This is a genomic window from Aurantimonas litoralis (assembly GCF_026153195.1).
GTDB classification, from domain to species: domain Bacteria; phylum Pseudomonadota; class Alphaproteobacteria; order Rhizobiales; family Rhizobiaceae; genus Aurantimonas; species Aurantimonas coralicida.
This window is the reverse complement of record NZ_JAPFBM010000002.1, coordinates 1-16,769: the sequence shown is the minus strand read 5'-3', so window position 1 is coordinate 16,769 and position 16,769 is coordinate 1. Positions and strand designations below refer to the sequence as shown.

General features: G+C 65.5%; 17 protein-coding genes. 2 read left to right on the top strand and 15 right to left on the bottom strand.

Translation table 11 applies throughout. The annotated features are described in order from the left end of the window. Positions 1–21 precede the first annotated feature (21 nt). The 8 genes from atpD to N7I30_RS04980 form a co-directional block, all read right to left on the bottom strand. Complete coding sequence (atpD, locus tag N7I30_RS05015; RefSeq protein ID WP_024348972.1) at positions 22–1,476, bottom strand: F0F1 ATP synthase subunit beta; 1,455 nt, start codon at positions 1,474–1,476, stop codon at positions 22–24. Between the two features lie 21 nt (positions 1,477–1,497). Further along, positions 1,498–2,367: a F0F1 ATP synthase subunit gamma gene (locus N7I30_RS05010; protein WP_024348971.1), complete on the bottom strand. Its 870-nt coding sequence runs from the start codon at positions 2,365–2,367 to the stop codon at positions 1,498–1,500. Positions 2,368–2,434: 67 nt separating this feature from the next. Next, positions 2,435–3,964 (bottom strand): F0F1 ATP synthase subunit alpha, encoded by a 1,530-nt coding sequence (gene atpA / locus N7I30_RS05005; RefSeq protein ID WP_024348970.1) that lies wholly within the window; start codon positions 3,962–3,964, stop codon positions 2,435–2,437. Further along, on the bottom strand, positions 3,964–4,524 hold the full coding sequence (locus tag N7I30_RS05000) for a F0F1 ATP synthase subunit delta (protein WP_009208616.1): 561 nt from the start codon (positions 4,522–4,524) through the stop codon (positions 3,964–3,966). Before N7I30_RS05000 ends, atpA begins: the two co-directional genes overlap by 1 nt. A 213-nt stretch (positions 4,525–4,737) precedes the next feature. Next, positions 4,738–5,133, bottom strand: coding sequence for an AGROH133_08824 family phage infection protein (locus N7I30_RS04995; RefSeq protein ID WP_498637177.1), 396 nt, complete (start codon positions 5,131–5,133; stop codon positions 4,738–4,740). A gap of 116 nt (positions 5,134–5,249) precedes the next feature. Beyond that, positions 5,250–6,230 (bottom strand): DUF808 domain-containing protein, encoded by a 981-nt coding sequence (locus N7I30_RS04990; protein ID WP_498637175.1) that lies wholly within the window; start codon positions 6,228–6,230, stop codon positions 5,250–5,252. 125 nt (positions 6,231–6,355) lie between these two features. Continuing rightward, positions 6,356–6,907 (bottom strand): hypothetical protein, encoded by a 552-nt coding sequence (locus N7I30_RS04985; protein ID WP_498637173.1) that lies wholly within the window; start codon positions 6,905–6,907, stop codon positions 6,356–6,358. 71 nt (positions 6,908–6,978) lie between these two features. Then, positions 6,979–9,171 carry a primosomal protein N' gene (locus N7I30_RS04980; RefSeq protein ID WP_498637171.1) on the bottom strand — a complete coding sequence of 731 codons (2,193 nt, stop codon included), beginning with the start codon at positions 9,169–9,171 and terminating at the stop codon, positions 6,979–6,981. Positions 9,172–9,463: 292 nt separating this feature from the next. Between N7I30_RS04980 and fsa the strand changes: the two genes are divergently transcribed. Continuing rightward, entirely contained in the window at positions 9,464–10,117 is a 654-nt protein-coding gene (fsa, locus tag N7I30_RS04975; RefSeq protein ID WP_024348965.1) for a fructose-6-phosphate aldolase, read from the top strand. 86 nt (positions 10,118–10,203) lie between these two features. On the opposite strand, the gene dps is transcribed toward fsa, so the two are convergent. After that, positions 10,204–10,704 (bottom strand): DNA starvation/stationary phase protection protein Dps, encoded by a 501-nt coding sequence (gene dps, locus N7I30_RS04970; protein ID WP_035694428.1) that lies wholly within the window; start codon positions 10,702–10,704, stop codon positions 10,204–10,206. A gap of 249 nt (positions 10,705–10,953) precedes the next feature. On the opposite strand from dps, the gene N7I30_RS04965 reads away from it, so the two are divergent. Further along, positions 10,954–11,628 carry an SDR family oxidoreductase gene (locus tag N7I30_RS04965; RefSeq protein WP_498637168.1) on the top strand — a complete coding sequence of 225 codons (675 nt, stop codon included), beginning with the start codon at positions 10,954–10,956 and terminating at the stop codon, positions 11,626–11,628. 22 nt (positions 11,629–11,650) lie between these two features. Here the strand turns inward: N7I30_RS04965 and N7I30_RS04960 are convergent, their stop codons facing one another. The 6 genes from N7I30_RS04960 to N7I30_RS04935 all read right to left on the bottom strand — a co-directional run bounded on the left by N7I30_RS04960 (position 11,651) and on the right by N7I30_RS04935 (position 16,339). Beyond that, positions 11,651–12,115 carry a DUF302 domain-containing protein gene (locus N7I30_RS04960; RefSeq protein ID WP_498637166.1) on the bottom strand — a complete coding sequence of 155 codons (465 nt, stop codon included), beginning with the start codon at positions 12,113–12,115 and terminating at the stop codon, positions 11,651–11,653. A 48-nt stretch (positions 12,116–12,163) separates the two neighbouring features. Beyond that, positions 12,164–12,790 (bottom strand): peptide-methionine (S)-S-oxide reductase MsrA, encoded by a 627-nt coding sequence (gene msrA / locus N7I30_RS04955; protein ID WP_051141483.1) that lies wholly within the window; start codon positions 12,788–12,790, stop codon positions 12,164–12,166. A 192-nt stretch (positions 12,791–12,982) separates the two neighbouring features. Continuing rightward, positions 12,983–13,408: a GlcG/HbpS family heme-binding protein gene (locus N7I30_RS04950; RefSeq protein ID WP_024348960.1), complete on the bottom strand. Its 426-nt coding sequence runs from the start codon at positions 13,406–13,408 to the stop codon at positions 12,983–12,985. Positions 13,409–13,462: 54 nt separating this feature from the next. Further along, positions 13,463–13,795 (bottom strand): hypothetical protein, encoded by a 333-nt coding sequence (locus N7I30_RS04945; protein ID WP_188074807.1) that lies wholly within the window; start codon positions 13,793–13,795, stop codon positions 13,463–13,465. Between the two features lie 136 nt (positions 13,796–13,931). Then, the gene (locus tag N7I30_RS04940; RefSeq protein WP_498637163.1) at positions 13,932–15,218 is read right to left on the bottom strand and encodes an Hsp70 family protein; all 1,287 of its coding nucleotides are present in this window, start codon (positions 15,216–15,218) and stop codon (positions 13,932–13,934) included. 941 nt (positions 15,219–16,159) lie between these two features. Continuing rightward, positions 16,160–16,339 carry a hypothetical protein gene (locus N7I30_RS04935; RefSeq protein WP_498637161.1) on the bottom strand — a complete coding sequence of 60 codons (180 nt, stop codon included), beginning with the start codon at positions 16,337–16,339 and terminating at the stop codon, positions 16,160–16,162. Between the last annotated feature and the right edge of the window lie 430 nt (positions 16,340–16,769).

The window sequence follows — 16,769 nt, the reverse complement described above, 5'->3', positions numbered from 1 at the left end:
CTTCAGGTCGATCGTTCAGGCTTACGCGGCTTCCGCAGCCAGGCGCTGAGCCTTCTCGACGGCCATCTCGATGGAGCCGACCATGTAGAAGGCGGCTTCCGGCAGATGATCGTATTCGCCGGCCACGAGGCCCTTGAACGACTTGATCGTGTCTTCCAGCGGAACCAGCTGGCCCGGCGCGCCAGTGAAGACTTCCGCGACGAAGAAGGGCTGCGACAGGAAGCGCTCGATCTTGCGGGCGCGGGCCACCGTCAGCTTGTCCTCTTCGGACAGCTCGTCCATGCCGAGAATGGCGATGATGTCCTGCAGCGACTTGTACTTCTGCAGGATCTCCTGGACGCGGCGTGCCACGTCGTAATGCTCCTCACCGATGATCATCGGCGACAGCATGCGCGAGTTGGAGTCCAGCGGATCCACGGCCGGGTAGATGCCCTTTTCCGAGATGGCGCGGTTGAGAACCGTCGTCGCATCCAGATGGGCGAAGGACGTTGCCGGAGCCGGATCGGTCAGATCGTCGGCCGGCACGTAAATGGCCTGCACCGAGGTGATCGAACCCTTGTTGGTGGTCGTGATGCGCTCCTGCATCTGGCCCATGTCGGTCGCCAGCGTCGGCTGATAGCCCACGGCCGACGGGATACGACCGAGCAGCGCCGACACCTCGGAACCCGCCTGGGTGAAGCGGAAGATGTTGTCGACGAAGAACAGAACGTCCTGACCCTGGTCGCGGAAATGCTCGGCGATGGTGAGGCCGGTCAGCGCGACGCGGGCGCGGGCACCGGGAGGCTCGTTCATCTGACCGTAGACCAGCGCAGCCTTCGAACCCTCGGCCGAACCGTTGTTCTCGTGCGGGTCCTTGTTCACGCCGGATTCGATCATCTCGTGGTAGAGATCGTTACCTTCGCGGGTGCGCTCGCCGACGCCGGCGAAGACGGAATAACCGCCGTGCGCCTTGGCGACGTTGTTGATCAGTTCCTGGATCAGAACGGTCTTGCCGACGCCGGCGCCGCCGAACAGGCCGATCTTGCCGCCGCGGGCATAGGGCGCGAGCAGATCGATGACCTTGATGCCGGTGACCAGGATCTGGCTCTCCGGCGACTGTTCGATATAGGCCGGGGCTTCCTGGTGGATGCCGCGCTTGGATTCGTACTTGATCGGGCCGACTTCGTCGATCGGTTCGCCGATGACGTTCATGATGCGGCCGAGCGTACCGTCACCAACGGGCACCTCGATCGGGCCACCGGTATCGGTGACCGGCTGGCCGCGAACCAGACCCTCGGTCAGATCCATGGCGATCGTGCGAACGGTGTTCTCGCCGAGATGCTGCGCGACCTCGAGTACCAGGCGGTTGCCATGGTTGTCGCACTCGAGAGCGTTCAGAATCGCCGGCAGGCCTTCGTCGAACTCCACGTCGACGACGGCGCCGATGACCTGGGCGACGCGGCCCGTCGAGCCGGTTGTGTTTGTGTTGTCAGCCATCGGTGGCCTCCTCTCAGATACCTAGAGCGCCTCGGCGCCCGAAATGATTTCGACCAGTTCCGTCGTGATCTGCGCCTGACGCTGCCGGTTGTAGGAGACCGACAGACGGTCAATCATGTCCCCGGCGTTGCGCGTGGCGTTGTCCATTGCCGACATCCGCGCACCCTGTTCGGATGCCGCGTTCTCCAGCAATGCATGCAGGACCTGAATCTTGATGTTGCGCGGGATTAGGTCCTCGAGGATCTCGCCCGGCTCAGGCTCGTATTCGTAGATCGTGGAGACGTTCTCTTCGGCGCCTGTATCGACCGATGCGGGAATCAGACGCTGGCGCGTCGGGATCTGCGTCACGACGTTCTGGAACGCGGAGTAGAACACCGAGCAGACGTCGAACTCGCCCTTCTCGTAGAGATCGATGATCGTCTGGCCGATCTCCTCGGCGTGCTCGAAGCCCACACGCTTGGCTTCGCGAAGGTCGGTGCGCTCAATGACCTTGGAGGCCAGATCGCGGCGCATCTGGTCCCAGCCCTTCTTGCCGACGACCATGAACTTCACGGTCTTGCCGGCCGCCTCCAACTCGCGCTGATGCGAGCGGGCCAGCTTGACGATGGACGAGTTGAAACCACCGCACAGGCCGCGATCGGCCGTGCAGACGACGAGCAGATGGACATCGTCCTTGCCGTTACCGACCATCAACGGAGGGCCATCGCCCTCCATGGCGCCGGAAATGTTGGCGAGGACCGCTGCCATGCGGTCGGCATAGGGCCGCGCGGCCTGCGCTGCCTCTTCCGCCCGGCGCAGCTTGGCCGCCGCGACCATCTGCATGGCCTTGGTGATCTTCTGCGTGGACTTCACCGACGCGATGCGGTTCCGCAGATCCTTCAGGGATGCCATGGCTTGGCGCTATCTCCCGCTGGCTTGGCTTCGCCCCAATGGGCGAAGCTCAGGCAGGTTTTCTGGCTCAGGCGAAGTTCTTGGCGAAGCTGTCGATCGCCGACTTCAGCTTGGCGCGGAGGTCGTCCGAGAGCGCCTTTTCGGTGGCGATCTGGTCGAGAACGGCCTTGTGCTCGCTGCGCAGCGAATTCAGCAGACCCTCTTCGAACTCGCCGACCTGGTCGACCCGGAGCTTGTCGAGATAGCCCTGGGTGCCGGCGAAGATCACCGCGACCTGCTCTTCGGTCTTCAGCGGCGAGAACTGCGGCTGCTTGAGCAGTTCCGTCAGGCGGGCACCACGGTTCAGAAGACGCTGGGTTGCGGCATCGAGATCGGAGCCGAACTGCGCAAAGGCCGCCATCTCGCGGTACTGTGCGAGCTCGCCCTTGATCGAACCGGCAACCTGCTTCATCGCCTTGATCTGCGCCGACGAACCAACGCGCGACACCGAAAGGCCGACGTTCACTGCCGGGCGAACGCCCTGGAAGAACAGCGTGGTCTCGAGGAAGATCTGGCCGTCCGTGATCGAGATCACGTTGGTCGGAATATAGGCCGACACGTCGCCAGCCTGGGTCTCGATGACCGGCAGCGCAGTGAGGGAACCGGCGCCCAGCTCGTCATTGAGCTTGGCGGCACGCTCCAACAGGCGCGAATGCAGGTAGAAGACGTCGCCCGGATAGGCTTCGCGGCCCGGCGGGCGGCGCAGCAGCAGCGACATCTGGCGATAGGAGACGGCCTGCTTGGACAGATCGTCATAGGCGATCACGGCGTGCATCGCGTTGTCGCGGAAGAACTCGCCGATGGCACAGCCGGTGAACGGCGCGATGTACTGCATCGGTGCCGGGTCGGATGCGGTGGCGGCGATGACCACCGAATACTCCATCGCACCGCGCTCTTCGAGCGTGCGGACGAACTGCGCGACGGTCGAGCGTTTCTGGCCGACGGCGACGTAGATGCAGTAGAGTTTGTCGGCTTCGCGGTCTTCGTCATGCGCCGGCTTCTGGTTCAGGAAGGTGTCCAGAATGATGGCGGTCTTGCCGGTCTGACGGTCGCCGATGACGAGCTCGCGCTGGCCGCGGCCGATCGGGATCAGAGCGTCGATGGACTTGAGGCCCGTCGACATCGGCTCATGCACGGATTTGCGCGGGATGATGCCCGGCGCCTTGACGTCGACGCGGCGGCGCTCGGTGGACTCGATCGGACCCTTGCCGTCGATCGGGTTGCCGAGACCATCGACCACGCGGCCCAGAAGGCCCTTGCCGACCGGCACTTCCACGATGTTGCCGGTGCGCTTGACGGTGTCGCCTTCCTTGATGGCCCGGTCCGAGCCGAAGATGACGACGCCGACATTGTCGGCTTCGAGGTTCAGGGCCATGCCCTGAATGCCACCCGGGAACTCGACCATCTCGCCAGCCTGGCAGTTGTCGAGCCCGTAGACGCGGGCGATACCATCACCGACCGACAGAACCTGTCCGACTTCCGAGACTTCCGCCTCGGAACCGAAGTTCTTGATCTGGTCCTTGAGGATTGCGGAAATTTCCGCGGCGCGGATGTCCATCAGCCGACCTCTTTCAGTGCAAGCTTAAGCGAATTGAGTTTGGTGCGAAGCGAGGTGTCGACCTGGCGCGACCCGATCCGGACGATGAGTCCGCCGAGGATTGCCGGGTCGACGCTTTCGCGCATGGTCACGGTCTTGCCGGCGTAGGAGCCGACGGCCTCGGCGAGCTGACTGCGCTGCTCGTCGGTGAGGGGGTGGGCACTGGTCACCTCCGCGGCGATCTCGCCGCGGTGATCGGCCGCCATCTTGCGGAAGCCGCGGACCATGCCCGGAAAAGCGAACAGGCGACGGTTGGCCGCCACGACGCGCAGGAAATTGCCGGTGAGCTCGCTCGGCTGGACCGACGCCATGACGGCATCGATCGCCCTGAGCTGCTCGCCCGACGTGAAGGCCGGGCTCTCAACCAGCCGCCGGAAGTCGGCGCTTTCGTCGATCAGTCCCTGAAAAGCGACGAGCTCGGACTCGACGGTTTCGACCGCGCCGTTGTCACGTGCGAGTTCGAAGAGGGACTGGGCGTAGCGGTCTGCGACCCCCGAAACGGGAGAGGATGATTGTGCCACGGACGACCGTTTCTCTTTCGCGTTCCGTTCAAGCTGTTCGTTGCGCCCCGAAGCGAGATCGCCCCAAAATCTTGAAACCGTTAATTGAATACCGGGAGGCGCGCGAGCAAGTCACGCCGTCCTTCCGAAGACAGGGGACCCTCTAGCATAGGGTTTTCCCGGCGACAACTTGGCTTCGGTGCGGTTTGGGCCGCAAATTCGCGCATTCCGACGTCAGTTGGGGATGAAGCCGAAAACCGGGGCCAGCGCTGCCCCGGCCAGTGCCAGCGCGACGAGCAGGAACACCCAGTTGAACAGGGTGGTGCCGCGGTCGGACAGGATCGATACAAAGCGGCCGAAGCCGGTGAACAGCCAGCCGGCGCCCAGCGCTATCTGGACGAAAGGCTGATTGTAGAAGGCCACCGTGACGATCCCGACGCCCAACCAGAAGCCGGCAATCGTCGCGCGTGATTCTGCCAGCGCTTCCGGATGGGTCTGACGGGTCTCCAGCCGCAGAAGTCGCAGCGTGATTCGTGGCGCAAAGAGTGCGACCAGGCCCATGAGGATGGTGATGCAGGCGGCCCCGAAGGGCAGCATGTCGGCGTTGGTCTGCGGCAGGGCGAAGTCCATCGGGGCTCCATTGGCGGGATTGGCTGGCCCGCGGGCTTATAGAGACGCACCCGCCAAGGTGAAAGGGCAGCCAGGAGCCGGTGCTGACGACCCCGGACGATGTCGGTTGAGCGCTCTCAGGCGAAGAGGCCGTTCAGCCGTTTCCACGTCGGTGCGACGACATAGCCGATCACGGGGATCAACGCTCCGCCGGTCACCAGGCCGACGATGCCGGCGCCGGTGGCCGAGACAATCCAGTGCACGGCACCGGTGAGGACCGGAACCGCGTGGGCAGCGACTTCCGCCAGATGTTCGATCGTGTGGCCGATCCACGGCGCGCCATAGCCTTCGAGTCCATGCACGATGATGCCACCGCCGACCCAGATCATCGCAGCGGTCCCGACGACCGTCAGGGCCTTGAGGAAAAACGGCATGCCGACCACGAGGCCACGGCCAATGCCGCGCAGCAGGCTGCCGAAGATCGATTCCGACTGGTTGCCCGCCAGCGCGACGCCGACGTCGTCGGCCTTCACGATGATCGCGACGCTGCCATAGACGACTGCGGTGATCCCGATGCCGACGAGTGCGAGAACGGCGACCTGTGTCCAGAAGCCGCCTGCTTCGAGTCCGGAGAGGGTTATGGCCATGATTTCGGCGGAGAGAATGAAGTCGGTCTTGATGGCACTGGTGACCTTGCGGTCCTCCAGCGTCTTCGCGTTCACGGCCTTGCCGATCTCTTCCTCGTGAGCGTGGGCCTTGTGCGGAAACAGGGCCTCATAGACCTTCTCCGCCCCCTCATAGGACAGATAGAGGCCGCCGAGCATGAGCAGCGGGGTGATCGCCCAGGGGGCGAAGTAGCTGAGCGCCAGGGCGATCGGCAGCAGGAAGATCAGCTTGTTCTTCAGCGAACCGACGGCGATCTTGCCAACGATCGGCAGTTCGCGCTCTGCGGCGAAACCGGTGACGTAGCGCGGCGTGACCGCCGCGTCGTCGATGACGACGCCGGCGGCCTTGGTGCCGGCCTTGGCCGCCTGACCCGCTACGTCATCCAGCGAGGCTGCAGCCACCTTGGCCAGACCCGCAAGGTCATCGAGCAGCGCAATCAGTCCAATACTCACGTCATCCGCCTCATAGCCGAATCAATTTCCAAGCGCGTGAAGCCGATCGGCCGTGGCGCGAAGCCGCAAAGCTGGCGCGCTCGATGGAAAGTTCCAGTGGCGGAGTTCAGGTCTGCGCGGTCCCGTCAGCTCCGGCACTCGCCGACGATCTCGACCTGTTCCTTCTTGTCACCCCAGTACACGGTCATGCTTCCCTCGAATTCCGGAGTCTCGTTGGCCCGGTCGCGGACGACGCTGATGACGAGATTGACGTTGATCCGCGGTTCGCCAGCCGAGCGCCAGACGGTGACCACGGCTCCATCCTTGGTCGCGGCGGTCCGGCCCTTCTCGAGTTCACGCACGAGACCATTGGCCATGACATAGCCGCGTTCGAGACCGGCCTGGCTGCCATCGACCATGGTGAGGAAGACGAAAGGCGCCGGCGCACCCTCAAGCGTGTCTTCCCCATGGCGGTTCGGGTCGGTGAAGGTGCAGCGGCTGGTCAGCGGAAACCAGTGCATCAGGCCGAGGGCCAGGACGCGTGGCGTCTCGGTGGCATTCAGCGACGGCGTCTGTCCGGGCTTCGGCGGAGCAAAGGGCGATGTCTCGAGGCGAACGGCGTTTTCGGAAGATGCGTCCTGCGCCAGTGCGGGCACGCAAGCCGACAGACCGATCGCGCATGCCATCGCTGCCGCCATGATCCTCTTCGTGCCACCATCCCGCATGCGCATCGCTCTCTCCCTCATGCCCGCTCGTCCTTCCACTTGTCCTATAGAAAGCTTTGCGGGTCCACGTCGACCTGCATCTGTACCGATCCCCGCGGCCGGGGAGCGGCAGCGATCAGCGCCCGCAGGAACCCCTGGATATGCGCCTTGCGCGGCGCGTGGACGAGGAGCCGGAACCGGTGACGGCCGCGCAGCACGGCCAAGGGCGCTTCCGCCGGTCCCAGAACCTCGATCGCGGCATCCTGAGGCGCGGCGCGGCGCAGTTCCCGGCCGTATTCTTCCGCTTCCCTGCGGCTGTTCGCCGACACGATGATGCTGGCCAGCCGTCCGAAGGGGGGGAGGCTTGTGCGTTCACGCTCGTTGACCTCGCGCTCGTAGAACCGCTTTGCGTCGCCCGAAGCGATCGCCTGCATCACCGGATGCTCGGGCTGCCAGGTCTGGATCATGCCGCGGCTAGCGCGCCCGCCGCTGCGTCCGGCTCGGCCCGTTACCTGATGGAGGAGCTGGAAGGTACGCTCGGCGGCGCGCGGGTCGCCATTGGCGAGGCCCAGGTCGGCGTCGATCGCGCCCACGAGCGTCATCATCGGGAAATGGTGACCCTTGGCGACGAGTTGGGTGCCGATGACAATGTCGGCCTCCCCATCGGCGATGGCGTCGAGTTCGCGGCGAAGGCGCCTTGCGCCGCCGGGCAGGTCCGAGGACAGAAGGATCGTCCGGGCGTCCGGGAAATCGGTGAGCATCTCCTCGGCGATGCGCTCCACTCCCGGGCCGCAGGCAACCAGATGGTCGAGCGTCCCGCATTCCGGACAGGCCTCGGGTCGGGGCACCGCGAAGCCGCAATGGTGGCACTGCAGCTGACCGCGCAGGCGATGGTCGACGAGCCAGGTCGAGCAGTCGGGACACTGGAACCGATGGCCGCAGACCCGGCACAGCGTCAGCGGCGCATAACCGCGTCGATTGAGGAACAGCAGCGCCTGCTCGCCCTTGGCGACGGTTTCCGCGATTGCGGTAGCGAGCACCGGCGACACGAAGCGGCCCCGGGCCGGTGGGGCGCTGCGCATGTCGATCAGCGAGAGGTCCGGCATCGCGGCCTCGGCGAAGCGGCCGGTGAGCCGAACATGACCGTAGCGGCCAGACGCCGCGTTGACGCGCGTCTCCACCGACGGTGTCGCGGAGGCGAGAATGATCGGAAATGCGCCGATCGAAGCGCGAACCACCGCCATGTCGCGGGCGTGGTAGAAGGTCCGGTCTTCCTGCTTGTAGGCCGGATCATGCTCCTCATCGACGATGATGAGGCCGAGATCGTTGAACGGCAGGAACAATGCCGAGCGTGCGCCGGCAACGATGCGGACCCGGCCCTCGGCGATCTGGCGCCAGACCTTCTCACGCTGGCGCGGCGGGACATCGGAATGCCACTCCGCCGGCGGAGCTCCGAAGCGGGCATGGAACCGGTCGATGAAGCTCTGGGTCAGGGCGATCTCCGGAAGCAGGATCAGCACCTGGCGGCCCTTTTCCAAGGCCGCGGCGACAGCCTCGAAATAGACCTCGGTCTTGCCCGAGCCGGTAACGCCCTCCAGCAGCGTCGCGGTGAAGCCATCGACGGCGACCGTTGCCGCCAGCGCATCGGCGGCCGTTTGCTGGTCCTCGTTCAGGTTGGCACGGCCATAGGTCGTGTCCGGTTCGGCGACGGCAGGGGGCGGAGGCAGGCGGACGCGCTCGAACACGCCTTGCTTGATCAGCCCGTCCACCACCGATGTGGTGACCCCCGAGGCATGAGCCAGTCCCAGCCGTGCCCAGGTCGGGGCTTCAGCGGCCGTCGCCAGTACTCGCTCGCGCGCCTCGGTCAGGCGGCTCGGCGGTGTGTCTGTCAGGGCAATCCCGTCGATCCATGGCTCGGGATCGAACGCCGCAGGTGCGCGCAGGGCCATGCGGGCCACGAGGCCGGGCGGCGAGAGGGTATAATCCGCGACCCAGTCGATGAACCGGCGCATCGTGTGGTCGAGGGGAGGGCAGTCGAACACCTTGGTGATGGACCGCAGCTTGCGCGGATCGACATCGTCGGTCGCCCCGTCCCAGACAACGCCCGCCACCTGCCTCGGCCCGAGAGGAACCTGGACGATCGACCCGGGCTGGACCGACATGCCGTCCGGCACCGCATAGGAGTATGGCCGATTGCCGGGCAGCGGGACAAGAACCGGCACGGTGGTCGTCGCAAAGAGCTGGCCGGTCTGATTCAAATGACTGCGTCCGGTCGTAGGAACTTGGGTGGGCGGGGCTGCGAGGTTTCGAATCGCCGCGGCCGCGGGCCAGTCTATGCAGGTGGGAGGCCCCTCGAAAGGAAAGCCGCGCTCGCAGGGCGGCGCCGTGTCTCAACTGGCGGCGGATACGGTAATCCGCAAGTCCGCCCGGCATGTTCTCGGCCGACCGCCGCCCCCCTATATGAAGAGAAGAAGCCGGTCGCATGTAGCGCGAACCGGGGCCGGGCTGTTATGCATCCCGCGAATGATCACCGAGCCGAATGAGGGCGCCATGAAATTCTTTGTCGATACTGCCGATCTTTCCGAGATCAAGGACCTGTCCGAGACGGGTCTGATCGACGGAGTGACCACCAATCCGTCGCTGATCATGAAGGCCGACCGGCCGATGAAAGATATCATCGCCGAGATCTGCGAGATCGTCGACGGTCCGGTATCCGCCGAGGTCACCGCGGTCGAGACCGACGAAATGATCCGCGAGGGCAAGCTCCTTGCCGGCATCGCGGAGAATGTCTGCATCAAGCTGCCGCTGACGCTCGCCGGGCTCAAGGCGTGCAAGGAGCTGACGGACGAGGGTTTCCAGACCAATGTCACGCTGTGCTTCTCGGCGGTGCAGGCGCTGCTCGCCGCCAAGGCCGGTGCCACCTACATCTCGCCGTTCATCGGCCGGCTCGACGACATCAATATCGACGGCATGGGGCTGATCGCCGACATCCGGCGGATCTACGACAATTACGGTTTCGAGACCGAGATCCTCGCAGCCTCGATCCGGACGTCGAACCATGTTCGTGAAGCCGCACTGCTGGGCGCCGACGTGGCGACCGTCCCGCCGGCGACCCTGAAGGGCCTCGTGAAGCATCCGCTGACCGACAAGGGTCTCGATGCCTTCCTGGCCGACTGGAAGAAGACCGGCCAGACAATCGCCTGATCCGAACACACAGACCTTCGATATGAGAAAGGGGCGGTGTCGCAAGACACCGCCCCTTCTTGTTTCATGCTCACTTCCGACGATTCTTACGCCTGGAAATGGCTCTCCATGAAGTAGATGCCCTTGTCGAGGCCGCGGCCGATCGCCGTGAGCAGATCCTCGGTCAGCGGATCGCCGGCTTCCGAGGCTTCCTCGATGCCCTCCGCGACGGCCGCGCTCCACTTGGCGTAGCTCTCGGTCAGCCGCTTGAGGTGATCCTCGGACTTTACGAGATCAAGCGGATAGGGATCGAGAAGCGAGTTCTCGGAGGCCGCCTGCACGGTGCCATGGGCCTGGCCGCCAATCGCCGTCAGTCGCTCGGCGATGGTGTCGACATATTCCTCGGTCTCTTCGTGCAGGTCGTCGAACAGCTCGTGGACGGCGATGAAGTTCATGCCCTTCACGTTCCAATGGGCCTGCTTGGTCTGGTAGGTGATGTCGACGGCGGTCGCGAGGTGCGTCTGCAGGAGTTCGACCATCGATCCGCGGATGTTCTCCGAGATCGGGTTCATGGTCTTGTGCATCTTCGTCTTGGTGGTCTTGGCCATGGTGGCTCCTTGCGCTCGGGTCCCGCCGCCGCTCGCTGCAATGGGGGACGAAATGAGTTGTTCGCTTCGATAATCGCTCCTGCCGATAACGGTTCCATCTGCGACCAACCGCCAGGGCGATTTCGTCTGTTCATCCAAGCGTTCGGCGGGCGCTCGCCCTTCCCAAAATCCGTTCGATGCCCAACTGCCGCGACGATGCGGGTCTTGTCCTGACGGCAACGACCCGAGCGGATTCAACGGAGTATCGAAATGAAGACCATGCTCATCACTGGCGCCTCGACCGGGATCGGTGCCGCGACGGCGCGACGTGCTGTCGCGGCCGGCTACCAGGTTGCCCTCGCGGCCCGCTCGAAGGACAAGCTCGACGGTCTCGTCACCGAACTCGGCGAGGACAAGGCAATGGCGGTTGCCTGCGACGTCAGCGATTACGCCGCGCAGCAGGCGATGACCGCGGCGGTGCTCGAGCGCTTCGGCAGCATCGACGTGGTGTTTGCGAATGCCGGGGTTGGTTCGAATTCGTCCGGCACGGCCAAGGGGGATGTCGAGGACTGGCACCGGATGGTGACCACCAATGTGCTCGGCGTCATGTACACGGTGAAGGCGACCCATGATGCCGTCGTCGCGGCCAAGGGGCATTACGTCCTCACCGGGTCTATCGCCGGCCGGAAGGTGCTCGCCGGGTCGATCTACGGCGCGACCAAATGGGCGATCACCGGCTACGGCCAGAACCTGCGCGAGGAACTGCGCGACGACGGGGTGAAGGTGACGCTGATCGAGCCCGGCATGGTCGACACGCCCTTCTTCGACCAGCGCAAACCCGACGCGATGCAGGCCGACGACGTCGCCGGTGCGGTCCTCTACGCGATCTCGCAGCCGGAGAACGTGCTGACGGGCGAGATCTGGATCGAGCCGATGAAGCGCTGAGCAGCGCCGGCGCGGCGGACCGCTACTGGTCCGCCGATGCCGCGGTCGTCAGCTTGTCCAGCGCGCCCTGCATCGCCTTGATCGACGGATGGTCGGGTGCGAAGCCGTAGCGTTCGGCAAGCTCGACCGGATCGACATAGCCGAGCATGGTGACGCCGTCCTCCTCCCAGACCAGCACCTTCTGGGGCAGGTCGATGGCGACGCGGCGGTTCTCGGCGATCAGCGGCGTGCCGAGCTTCGGATTGCCGAAGATGACCAGGGTCGTTGCCGGGATCTCCGTGTCGATGGTCGCGGCGTTGGCCCGGTGATCGACGGTTGCCATGACCTTTGCACCGGCCTTGTCCACCGCCGCGGTCAGGGCGGCCACGGTGTCCGCCACCGACTTCGCACTCTGCTTCGTCACCCAGTCATCCGCCGCCCTGGCCGGCATGCTCATCACGAGCAGCGCGGCGGTGACGGTGGCGATTGCGCCGATGGGAGATCGCATGGGGCTTGTCCTTCCGACGGGTGACGGGGCTCGGTGCTGGGCTGAGGATCAGCCCATGGCGTCCTTGATGCCCTGGTAGGCCTTGTCGCCCCAGACGTCTCGGACCCGGGCGTTGCGACCGCAGCTGAAGCGGTAGTACTTATATTTCAGCGCATTCTTCTTGTAGTAATCCTGGTGGTAGCCCTCGGCCGGCCAGAAGGTCGGGGCCGAGTTGATGGGGGTCACCACTTTCGGCAGATCCTTGGCGATGGCGGCCTTGGAGGCCTTGGCCTTCTGCACCTGGCTCTGATCGGTCGCGAAGATCGCCGTCGTATAGGCGTGGCCGCGGTCGCAGAACTGGCCGCCGGCGTCGGTCGGATCGACCGAATGCCAGAACACGTTGAGCAGCTGATCGTAGCTGACGCGCTTCGGATCATAGGTGATCTTCACCGCTTCCACGTGGCCGGGATGGTTCTGGTAGGTGGGGTTCTGGTTCTGCCCGCCGATATAGCCGGAGGTGGTGTCGAGGACGCCGGCGACGTGGTCGAAGTCGCTCTCCACGCACCAGAAGCAGCCGCCGGCGAAGATCGCGGTCTCGGTGCTCTGAGCGGCGACGCCGCTCGGCATCAGGCTGGCGCCTGCCGCGAGGGCTGCGGCGGCGAGGCCCGCCAATGCGAATCCGGTTCGTCCTGCCATGGTCTCGTTCCCTTGCTGGTCTGGGGCCGCCGCCCGTGTCGGCACCATTGGTGCGCGATCGGAGGCTGCGGGCTCAACACAAGCTTCGGTGAGGCGGGACGAATTGTTTCAGGCGGAACGACAAAAAGATCGGCGGGCAGCGTCGATGCGGCGGAGATGTCCCCGCCGCATCGGGGGCGCTGGACGGAAGGCTCAGCCGCCGTCGGCGGTGAAGCCGGCGGCCTCGATGCCGGCGGTGGCGGCGGCCTCGTCATTGTCGGAGGTGTCGCCGGTGATGCCGACGGCGCCGAGGATGACATTGCCTTCGCCGCGGATCAGGACGCCGCCCGGCACCGGCACCAGCACGCCCTTGGCCAGCGCGTTCATCGACTGGATGAAATAGGGCTGCTGCTCGGCCCGCTGCCAGATCGCCCGCGAGCCCATGCCCATGGCGATGGCGCCGTTGGCCTTGCCGGTGGCGATGTCGGGGCGCATGCGGGCCGAGCCGTCGGCGCGCTCCAGCGCGATCAGCGCGCCGCCGGCGTCGAGGACGGCGACGGTCAGCGGCTTGAAGCCCTTGGCGGCGCCCATCTTCATGGCCTCGGCGATGATGATGCGGGCCTTGTCGAGTGTCAGCATGGTGTTTCCCTCCAAATGGATTGCGCCCGGCAGATAGCACAGGCGGGGAGGGAGTCACCTATTGGCGGAGGACACGCCGCACGGGGCCGGGTGGTGAGTGAAGCGCACGCCGGCCTGGCCCGGACGGCTCCAGATCAGTTCGACCTCGTGGGTGGTCCCCTCGGCGAGATCCTGCAGGAGGAAGATGCGCGGCAAATCGACATCGACGATGAATTGCAGCTTGGCGCCGCTGTCGGAGCGGTCGACCATGGCGCAATCGGCGATGATGGCGTTGCGCATGGAGAGGACGCGCTGGGGCCGCAGCCGCGTGCGCACCCGGCGCGCGCTGCGCTTGTCGCGACCCTGAAAGCCGGTCGCCTTGCCCCATCTGGCCAGCAAACTGCCCATTGCTCTCACCGCGTCTGTTCCTTGCAAGAGTATCGCCGAGATTCGTTAACCGGGCACAACCCGGCCGATTGAATCCGGCGGAAAACCGCGTCCTGTGGTCGCAGCCGGCCGGCCTTTCGCCGGTGCCCGCCCCGGTTCAGGCGAAACGGCGGGCGGCGTCGATGGCAAGGCCGAGGCCGACCGAGCCGAAGGCGTCGGACTGGGCGATGCGGGCGGCGGGAAAACGGGCGGTGGCGGCGGCCCGGACGGCCGGCACCTGGGCACCGCCGCCGGTCAGGATCACCGTCTCGATCGCCTGCGGACCGACACCGGCCGTCGTCAGCGCGTCGTCGATGGCGCCGCGTATGCGGCCGACCAACTCGGCGGAGGCGGCCTCGAACTCGGCGCGGGTGGCGGGGGCCTCCAGAAGCAGGCCGAGCTCCTGCAGCCGGATGGTGGTCGCGTCGGTCTCGCTGAGCGCGATCTTGGCGGTCTCGACGGCGCCGGCGAGGCGATGGCCCGAGCGGTGGACCAGCAGATGCTCGAAGCGGGCGAGCTTCTCCGGCTCGGCGGCCTCGCGGGCGAGACCGCGAATGTCGCGCAGGATCTTGGCGGTGTAGAGCGTGTTGACCCGGTGCCAGGTGGCCATGTCGTTGAAGTACCAGACCGGCAGGCGGCGCTTGCCGTCGGCGGTGTGGCTGCCCATTCCGAGACCCGGCATGACCCGGGCGAGCGACAGCACCCGGTCGAAATCGGTGCCGCCGACGTGGACGCCGGTCGAGGCGAGGATGTCGTCCAGCCGGTCGCCGGCGGCGGATTTCGCGCGCTCGGGCGACAGGCGCACCACCGAGAAGTCCGAGGTGCCGCCGCCGATATCGACCACCAGGGCGAGATGCTCGGCCTCGATCCGGCTCTCGTAGTAAAGCGCGGCGGCGACGGGCTCGAACTGGAACTCGATGTGGCGGAACCCCTCGGCGCGGGCGGCGGCGGCGAGCTGGTCCTCGGCGGTCTGGTCGGCGCCCGCATCGTCGTCGATGAAATGCACCGGCCGGCCGAGCACGACGCGGTCGGTGGCGACGGCGTTTGGCCCGCCCTCGCTGCGGGCGGCCTCGGCCTCCAGCTTTCCGCGCAGATGTTTCAGAAAGCGGCCGATGAGCGCCTCGAAGCTCATGCGCTGGCGGCCGATCGGGGTGGTCTCGGCCATCAGCGAGGTGCCGAGGATCGACTTCAGTGCCCGCATGAAGCGGCCCTCGGCGCCGTCGACATATTCGAAGATGGCGGCGCGGCCGAAATATGTGCCGCCATCCTCGAGGCTGAAGAACAGCGCCGACGGGATGGTCGGGCTGTCCGCCTCGACCGGCACCAGCGCCGGCGCGCTGCCGGGCGCCGCCAGGGCCAGGGTGGAATTGGTGGTGCCGAAATCGAGGCCGGGAAAGCGGGGCATTGGTGAAACTCGCGGAAGGAATCGGCCGCGCGCCCGGAACGGGACGGGGCGCAGGCAAAGCAGTCGGGCAGGGCGGGACGGCGAATCGGAAGCCGCGGTGTCTAGCCGATGCAGCGGCCGAGATGAAGGCGCGCGGACGCATTTCCGCGCCCGATCCGGGCCGGAGCCTGACAGGCCCGTCTCCCGCGCAGGCGACCGGGGGCCGTCATGGCGGGTATGTCTGGCCGCCAGCGTCCCGCGATGGGGCGGGGCGGGCGACGGCGCGCCGGAGGCAAACCCTCCGATATTTGGTCTTACGGTCCGCCTCCGGCGTGCCGCGCGGTGGGTGTCGGAAACGCGGGCGGGGTCTCGTCACCCGTCCGCCGCCGAACCATTCCCCCGCCGCCGCCGGCTGATGCCGGGGCGAAGGGTTCCGGGAAGCTGCCGGCAGGAGCACGACCTCCCGCCCGGCAACGTGCCGCCTTCCCCGCAGAACGGAAGGCCGGCTCGGCCGTCACCGGCCCGGTTCCGCCGCTCCGGAGGCGACACGAACCGGCACCGCCCGCCAGGATTGCTCCCTTGGCCCCCGAACGATCCCGGTGATCATTCGCGCCCGTTTCGCGGGCCGGCGGTGGAAAGATGATGCGGGAGGTGGGGCAGGGCGGGGAGAAGTTTTTTGGGGGGCTGCGGTGGTGGGTTCCCTTCGTGGTTCGACAGGCTCACCATGAGGGGGCGCCTGCTTTTGCCGACACCGTACTCCACATTCAACGGTGTCAGGGTGTTGCGTTGTAGCGCAACTACTAGCCGTCTGGACTCTTCGCAGGTTGAACCGTCTCCGCAAAACAGACGGTCGCTGACCGAACTCACGGTAGCGACCGTGGGCGAGGTCTTCGGCTTGTCTTCGGCTTTGCGGCTCCTGAATCGCTCGCCATCTTTCGGAGGCCGCTGAGGTAAGCAGATCGCTAAGGTTCTACCATTCCTTCAGTCAGCATATGCTTCAGTCCACATTGAAAGGCAGCAAAGGCGATCGGATCGCCGTGAGGGTCATCGATGAGGTAGAGCCAGAGATTGCGCGACGGCAGGCGCAGCATGCGATCAGCCGAGCTCCAAGCCATCGAGCGCTGCGCGGGTTTAATGATCAAGCGGCACGCCAGAGTCAAAAGCATGTGAAAAAGATCAGTGTTTCGGTCCTACTTCGTCGATTCCTCTGGGAAATCGAACCTCTTGTTCGGCAAGAACGCATCGTCAAAGCCGTTGACCAAATACGGGTAAGGATCGGTGTCGAGCTAGTCGCGTAGTACAAGTGAGTGGGAGCCAGCCGAGCGCGTTCGTCTAGCTCCCTCTGAAACAGCAGCAACACTTTCGTTTCGGTGGAGAGTGGCGGCTTTGGACCTTAATAAAGGCAGATCAAAGCTTTCTCATGGAAAGGCAGCGCTGACAGTTGGAATTGCCTATTTGATGGCTATCAAGGCCAACTGTCGAACCCTTGACTGCCCTAGAGCGCATCCTCTGATCGATGAATCGGATGTGAAGTGACGGTGTGCCCGACGTCTGATTCAACTTCTACCTCGA